General features: G+C 43.4%; 8 protein-coding genes and 1 pseudogene. 4 read left to right on the forward strand and 5 right to left on the reverse strand.

Annotated elements, in window-relative coordinates; translation table 11 throughout:
* The 4 genes and pseudogenes from A2517_RS05980 to A2517_RS05995 form a co-directional block, all read left to right on the forward strand.
* Positions 1-927, forward strand: a 927-nt coding sequence (locus tag A2517_RS05980) for a helicase-related protein (protein ID WP_294895111.1), incomplete at its 5' end; no start/stop codon positions are given.
* Positions 928-970: 43 nt separating this feature from the next.
* A complete protein-coding gene (locus tag A2517_RS05985; RefSeq protein WP_294895113.1) occupies positions 971-1,459 on the forward strand; it encodes a PAS domain S-box protein in 489 nt (162 codons plus the stop codon).
* 502 nt (positions 1,460-1,961) lie between these two features.
* A pseudogene (locus tag A2517_RS05990) lies at positions 1,962-2,495 on the forward strand (methyl-accepting chemotaxis protein); the annotation flags it as partial.
* Between the two features lie 24 nt (positions 2,496-2,519).
* Positions 2,520-2,882 carry a CZB domain-containing protein gene (locus A2517_RS05995; protein ID WP_294895126.1) on the forward strand — a complete coding sequence of 121 codons (363 nt, stop codon included), beginning with the start codon at positions 2,520-2,522 and terminating at the stop codon, positions 2,880-2,882.
* A gap of 17 nt (positions 2,883-2,899) precedes the next feature.
* On the opposite strand, the gene A2517_RS06000 is transcribed toward A2517_RS05995, so the two are convergent.
* From A2517_RS06000 to A2517_RS06020, 5 genes are all read right to left on the reverse strand, one after another.
* Positions 2,900-4,138: a glucose-6-phosphate isomerase gene (locus A2517_RS06000; RefSeq protein ID WP_294895115.1), complete on the reverse strand. Its 1,239-nt coding sequence runs from the start codon at positions 4,136-4,138 to the stop codon at positions 2,900-2,902.
* On the reverse strand, positions 4,138-5,133 hold the full coding sequence (gene gap, locus A2517_RS06005; RefSeq protein WP_294895117.1) for a type I glyceraldehyde-3-phosphate dehydrogenase: 996 nt from the start codon (positions 5,131-5,133) through the stop codon (positions 4,138-4,140). The genes A2517_RS06000 and gap overlap by 1 nt, the downstream gene beginning before the upstream one ends.
* A gap of 112 nt (positions 5,134-5,245) precedes the next feature.
* Positions 5,246-5,761, reverse strand: coding sequence for a glycine zipper 2TM domain-containing protein (locus A2517_RS06010; RefSeq protein ID WP_294895119.1), 516 nt, complete (start codon positions 5,759-5,761; stop codon positions 5,246-5,248).
* A 66-nt stretch (positions 5,762-5,827) separates the two neighbouring features.
* The gene (gene hisG / locus A2517_RS06015; protein ID WP_294895122.1) at positions 5,828-6,445 is read right to left on the reverse strand and encodes an ATP phosphoribosyltransferase; all 618 of its coding nucleotides are present in this window, start codon (positions 6,443-6,445) and stop codon (positions 5,828-5,830) included.
* On the reverse strand, positions 6,439-7,077 hold a 639-nt coding region (locus tag A2517_RS06020; protein WP_294895124.1), incomplete at its 5' end, for a type III pantothenate kinase. The genes A2517_RS06020 and hisG, both read right to left, overlap by 7 nt.

Here is a 7,077-nt window from a genome sequence, read left to right on the forward strand (position 1 = left end):
ACGGCTCAAATACAAACCGTCGTTTTGGATGAAGCCGACCAGATGATTGATATGGGATTTATCGAAGATATTACGACTATTTTGGGATTCACCCCGCCCACACGACAAACACTCCTTTTTTCTGCTACATTTCCCGAATCGATCAAAACCATCACTTCGGAGTTTATGAAAGATCCGGTGATGGTGACTGCCGAACACGCTATTAGCAAACCGAAAATTGAAGAGATTGCCTATATCTGCAATAAAAAGCTTGCCTCTATTACACAGGTTCTTCAACTTCACAACATAACGAATACCATCATCTTTTGTAATACAAAAGTCGATGCGGCCGCTTTATGTGATGACCTAAACGGAATAGGTATCCATGCCCTAACGTTACATGGAGATATGGAGCAGTTTGATCGAAACGAAGCGATCATCCAGTTTCGAAATTTAAGTGCCCCTATCCTCGTAGCGACCGATGTCGCCGGTCGAGGTATTGATATCGAAGGGCTCGATGCTATAATCAACTATGAAGTACCTATCCAAAACGAACGCTATACCCACCGTATCGGTCGTACGGGACGTGCCGGAAAAAGCGGTGTCGCCATTACCTTGGTCAATCATCATCAATATGAACGTTTCATGGATCTCAAACGTCCGATTACTCCCATAGAGCTTCCCGATATCAAAGAGAAGTTTTCACTGAAGACGTTAATGCGTACGATTTGTATCGATGCGGGGAAAAAAGAGAAACTGCGTGCCGGTGATATTGTCGGGGCTCTTATACATGAATGTGGCTTGAGTCAAGAAGAGATTGGGAAGATTGATCAACTCGATCATCTTAGTTATGTTGCGATTCCTCGCAGTAAAGCCGAAAATATTTATCAAAAACTGACCAATCGCCCCATAAAAGGGAAAACATTCAGGAAATGGCTGTTAGACTAATAGATTCGGTTTATGATATTTTATTATACAGATGAGGACTTTTATGCCTAACCAAGAACTAACTTTCGGTGATGAACAGTTTATCGTATCCAAAACGGATCTAAACGGTAAAATCACCTACGGTAATTCCCTTTTTATCGCTATGTCCGGCTACAATGAGCTTGAACTTATTGATCAACCGCATAACATACTCAGACATGAAGATATGCCGGCTATTGTTTTTAAACTCCTTTGGACTCGGATCAAAGAGGGAAAAGAGATTTTTGCCTATGTCAAGAATAAAACAAAAAACGGTGATTTCTACTGGGTATTTGCCCACGTCACCCCCTCATTTGATACCAATAGAAAAATTACCAATTACCATTCTGTCCGACGTCAACCTTCTAAAAAAGCACTTGACGTTATTAAACCTCTTTATTCTATGCTCCTTCAAAAAGAAAAAAGCGGCGGTATCAGTGCTTCAGAGGCAACACTGAATCAAATTCTAAAAGACAAAGGAATGTCGTATGACGAATTTATCCTCTCTCTCTAAAATTCAATACGCCAATATTGCATCCATCGCTCTATTCGTCATCGCACTCCTCCTTGAGATGTTTTTGTACGGATGGAGTTGGGTACGTCTGCTAAACTTTTTCAACTTTGCCCTTGCATGGTTTATGTTTATCAATATACGAAAAACCCAAGACACCGTCAGCGAAGTCGCTGCCGTTATCAAAGGGGCTGAAATCGGTCATCTTGAAAGCCGTATCACCCATATTAGAGATCACGGAGAACTCAGTGATTTGTGTTGGAACACCAACAATATGCTCGATCAGACCGAAGTATTTATTCGTGAGATCCGCGCCAGCGTCGAAGCGGCGAGCCGTGATGAATTCCACCGAAAAATCAATATAAAAGGGTTACAAGGGGAATACAAAGAGGCCAGCAGTTTTGTCAATATGGCTATCGGTTCCATGCATTCCAACTACCTCCATATACAAAAATCATTACTCAACAGCGCATTAGGGCAAATCGGCACCGGTATCGGAGGGGGGATGGAAGTGATTCAGCAAGATCTCCAACGAACCATTCAACGCCTTCACACCATTGCGGCTATCAGCCAAACCACTTCCGAAAAATCATCCAACAGCGTAAATGAGCTAGAAGATATTATTACCAAACTCAGCCGTCTTATCGAGCTAGTACATGTTTCTGTCGAATCCATTAACTCCCTTAATGCGAAAACGGGGGAGATCAGCTCGGTCGTCAATCTGATCAAAGACATTGCCGACCAAACCAATCTTCTTGCTCTCAATGCCGCGATCGAAGCGGCGCGTGCTGGTGAACACGGTCGAGGATTTGCCGTTGTTGCCGATGAAGTGCGTAAACTTGCCGAACGTACCCAAAAAGCAACGGGAGAGATCGGTATTGCGGTTCAAACACTCCAGCAAGAGACCACGGAAATCCACTCAAACTCTGAAGATATGAATGAGATTGCCCAAGACTCAAGCGAATCTATCAGTTCGTTTCGTCAAACCCTCTATATGTTCAACGAAGATGCTAAAAAAGCGGCGATACAAACGACTGCGATTGAAAACACCACCTTTATTACGTTGGCGAAAATTGACCATATCATCTTCAAATCGAATGCCTATAAAAGTATTGCGAACGGTAGAACGGAAACCCAATTCTCTGATCACCACAATTGCCGCTTAGGCAAATGGTACGATGAAGGGGCAGGAAAAGAGCGTTTCTCCCATCTTTCAAGCTATGGAAAAATGCTAACGCCGCATGCAACAGTTCATAATATTGTTATTACTAATATGAAATATATTGAAGGGGAAGATAAAACCATCCATCATCAAGATGAGATTCTTAGCAGTTTCGAAGAGATGGAACAACAAAGTCAGCTTCTCTTTACCCTAATGGATAATCTGAACAAAGAGTCAGAAGAGTATTTAATGCAGAAAGCTTAGGCACAAACGCCTAAGCATCACTTCTCGAAGTAGGTTCCTAAAATCTTTTTCCCTATCTCTACACCCGGTTGATCGTATGTATTGATCCCAAACAATGCTCCGCTTAACGAGGTTAAAAGTTCATAATAGAGAATCAGCTCACCGACAGAGCCTTCATCGATTTTCTTCCACGCAATTTCATCAACACTGACACCGCTTTGCAACACACTTTGCATCGTTGCATGGCACTGAGCATTGATAAGATCATTAAAACTTTTACCGTTCACAAAGTCGCTTTTCTCTAAATGTTTGAGAGAAAGGTTAGGAATCATTAAATGCTCTTCCGAATGCTCAATATGCATAAAGGTGACCGTTTTATTGAGTGGCCCCTCTATAATGAGCTGTAAGAACGAGTGCTGATCGACCGATCCGATCAAAGAGATCGGTGTAAGCCCCACCCGCTCACCGAGTCCGTTTCGTTTACCCAGAGACTCACCCCATATCTGAACGACCCATTTGCCAAACTCTTCGAAAGTATCGGAATAGGCAAATAAAACATTCATAGGATAGTGATCGCTATGGGTCACGTAATAGGCTGCTTTTTCGAGCATGTGGTCTTCTTCACGCTTCCAAAATTGCTCTAAAAAAGTTTGTGCCCCCTTAAGGATTGCAGCCGTATCAAAGCCAGCCAACGTTAAAGGGACCATCCCGACCGCACTGAGTACCGAAAAGCGCCCGCCGACATTGCTAGGTATCACAAAACGGCGCAGATGATGATCATCCGCGAAATGAGCAAGTATCGAATCTTCATCACTCACGACATAAATCTGATCAGAGTTTTCCAACGGTAATTCGAAGCTGACAATCAGACGCTTAAAGATAGAAAGTGTCTCGACGGTACCGCCCGATTTGGATATCACGATAAAGAGGGTACGGAACTTATCAATCTGCTTCATCTCACTCATAATACTGATAGGATCAGAGTTTTCGAGATAGATCAGCTTTTTAGCATTGGGGGTGCTGGGGCGAAGGAGTCTCTCTATCGCTTTTATACCCAGCGACGATCCCCCTATCCCGATGATGGCAATCGTATTGAAACGACGGTCGATATCATGAAGAATCGTTTTAAGCTCTTCCACAAGGGGTTGTGATAAAAGGGGAAGGTGGTAATACCCTACTTCTCCTGAAGAGGCTTCACGACGAACGGCCTCAAACCCTTTTTCCAAAGTTTGAGAATCAAGTAACCCGCTCTCAAAATGGTTCGTATAGCGAAGCATTAGTGTGTTCCGATTAGAACCGTCATATCCACAAGTCGACTGCTGTATCCCCACTCATTGTCATACCACGCCAATACTTTTACCGTAGTACCGTCAACAACGCTCGTCATATCGGGAACGTAGGTTGAGCTGTAGGTTGATCCGATAAAATCAGAGGATACACGTTTGTCGTTATCCACTTCGATAAGCCCTTTAAAAGCTCCGGCTGCTGCTGCAGTGAATGCGGCATTAATATCGTCTTTGGTAACCGCTTTGCTCAAGTTAACGGTCAAATCGACAACCGAAACATCGGGAGTCGGTACACGCATCGCATAGCCGTTGAGTTTTCCAAGTAATTTCGGCATTACTTTGCCGATCGCTTTCGCCGCACCCGTAGAGGTAGGGATCATATTAAGGGCTGCGGCACGTGCACGACGAGGATCTTTTGAGTGTTTAACATCCAAAACATTTTGATCGTTCGTATACGAGTGAATCGTTGTCATCAAACCGTTTTCAATACCGAACGCATCATCCAATACCTTACAAATCGGTCCCAAGCAGTTGGTCGTACAGCTGGCGTTCGAAATGATCGTTTCCCCTTTGTAGCTATCAGAGTTAACGCCATACACATAGGTTGGAGAATCATCTTTCGCAGGAGCCGACATAATGACTTTTTTGATTCCGTTTTTGAGGTGTTTTTGACAGCTCTCTTGATCCAAAAATACCCCTGTACACTCGATAACCACTTCCGCACCGCAACCACCGAAATCAACTTTTTCAATGTCGCGTTCCCGAAACATACGGACATTTTTACCACCGATTGCAATCGTGTTCTCATCGATCACTTTGGCATCAATCCCGCGATGAACGCTGTCAAACTTGAGTAAATATTCCAACATGTCAGGTTTTGCCGTCGTATTTAATGCTACCAGCTCAATATCATTCCGCTCAGAAATAATTTTCGCTACGATAATTCCGATTCTGCCTGTTCCGTTAATCGCCACTTTGAGTGCCATGGAAACTCCTGTTCTTGTAGAAAATTTATATTTATGAATTATTCTAACAGATTATCGTTAAAAAGAGGGTAATAAAGGGGAGATTTTTCTCCCAAAAAAAGGGAGATGAAGATTAATAGCTGTAAGTAATAGTAACGGGAATTTGTTTAAGGGGCTGATCGCTCTCTATGCTGATCTCTTTCCCTTTCACTTTAGCAATATTGTTATATCCGCTCAATACTCGACGGGATTGAACACTGTTCGTCACTTCACATTTGCGAACGACTCGATAGGTTGCATTTTGTGGAGTATTGTATTTGCTCCCGATATTCTGACCCGCAAGAGTACCTAATACCGCTCCGCCGACCGTAGCCGCCGTTTTACCTTTTCCGCCGCCGACTTGATGTCCTAAAACACCCCCTAAAGCACCCCCGACAACGGCACCGACGACATCTGAATGTCCACCGCTCGCTGAGCTTACTTCTTCTTTGACGTCATAGCATCTTTCACTCGGAACCTCTTCTTGAACCGTTGAATAGATAGGAGCTGAACGTGTTACATTAACATATTCAACAATCGAAAAGCTCTCTGCCATAAGAGCACTTGAGACGAGCAGTGACAACGCCATCGGCAATATAATTTTTGACATTTGAATATCCTTTGTATGTTTTCAGTATTGTAGATAGTAATTGTTAATCAATTGTGAATTGCTTAATTATTTCCCATACAAAAGAGCATTTATTTTTTCATAAATATCTAATATCTCACTTTTTTTCTCGAAAAAACTGTTTTTATTGGCGATCAGATGGGTCGTTGATTCCATAATCGTCTCGACGACTTCCAACCCGTTTTGTTTCATCGTACTCCCCGTCTCGACGACATCGACGATCATATCGGCAAGCCCTACGAGGGGGGCGAGCTCGATCGATCCGTAGAGTTTGATAATATCGGCGGCAACCGCACGCTCGGCAAAATAGCGCTTGGTGATATTCACCATTTTGGTCGCTACCTTGATCTCGCTTTTGGTAAAATCGGGTTTTTCACCCGCACGCATCCCGATCGCGACACGGCATTTTCCCTTTTGCAAATCGAGCAGACGGATAACGTCCAACCCCTGCTCTTCGAGAGTATCAAGACCAACAACACCGATATCGGCCGCTTGGTGGTAGACATACGTCGCAACGTCTTGGTTACGAACCAATAAAAATTTAAAATTTTCCGTCTCTAAGATCAATTTACGATCATCAAATTTAAAACTGCTACCGAAGATCGTTTCAAAAATTTCCAACGTATCTTCGGCAATTCGCCCTTTTGGGAGTGCGACACTTAGCATTTAACACCTTTTTCAATCAACTTTTTCATCCCTTTGAAGATTAACTCTTCATCCACCGTTGCCTCGGGTAAAAAACGGGACAACAGCCGTGCATCTCCGCCGCTCATATAAATGGGCTTTCCTAAACTCTCGATCTTCAAGATCAAAGGAGCCAGAAAACCGACCGTGAGTGCATCGGGAGTATTTTTTGCCATTTTAACTAAATCTACCTCAAAGTTAAATGACATATCCAACGCAGGAGAGACTCTTGCATACGCTTCATACGCCGCACGAAGCCCTAGAGAAATAAATCCCCCCTGATAGACACCGCCGCGCATCATATCGACGGTAATGGCGCTCCCCGCATCGACGATAACACCCTCTTCTACCGCTTCACACACCATAATACGGTCAATCCCCATTGTGGGGTAGTATTTATCCCAATCGATAAGTTCTCTCACATCATGCCAGTTTGCATACTTTTGAATTTGTTCATTAAAAAGGGTGTTGACACTGACGTAATAAACATCATCGTGAAGGGTCGCAGGATCAAAATTTTCCACACTCAGCTTGGTGCGTTCCCCCTCACAGAACAAATCAACCGATGTGTTGCCGATGTCACATAATATCATGCTGATATTATAGCTTAAGTA

This window comes from Sulfuricurvum sp. RIFOXYD12_FULL_44_77 (genome assembly GCF_001830725.1).
GTDB lineage: Bacteria > Campylobacterota > Campylobacteria > Campylobacterales > Sulfurimonadaceae > Sulfuricurvum > Sulfuricurvum kujiense_A.

Excerpts from the sequence above, each read along its gene's own strand:
- A2517_RS05985 (WP_294895113.1), top strand. The coding sequence starts at position 971 with ATGCCTAACCAAGAACTAACTTTCGGTGATGAACAGTTTATCGTATCC.
- A2517_RS06000 (WP_294895115.1), bottom strand. The coding sequence starts at position 4,138 with ATGCTTCGCTATACGAACCATTTTGAGAGCGGGTTACTTGATTCTCAA.
- gap (WP_294895117.1), bottom strand. The coding sequence starts at position 5,133 with ATGGCACTCAAAGTGGCGATTAACGGAACAGGCAGAATCGGAATTATC.
- A2517_RS06010 (WP_294895119.1), bottom strand. The coding sequence starts at position 5,761 with ATGTCAAAAATTATATTGCCGATGGCGTTGTCACTGCTCGTCTCAAGT.
- hisG (WP_294895122.1), bottom strand. The coding sequence starts at position 6,445 with ATGCTAAGTGTCGCACTCCCAAAAGGGCGAATTGCCGAAGATACGTTG.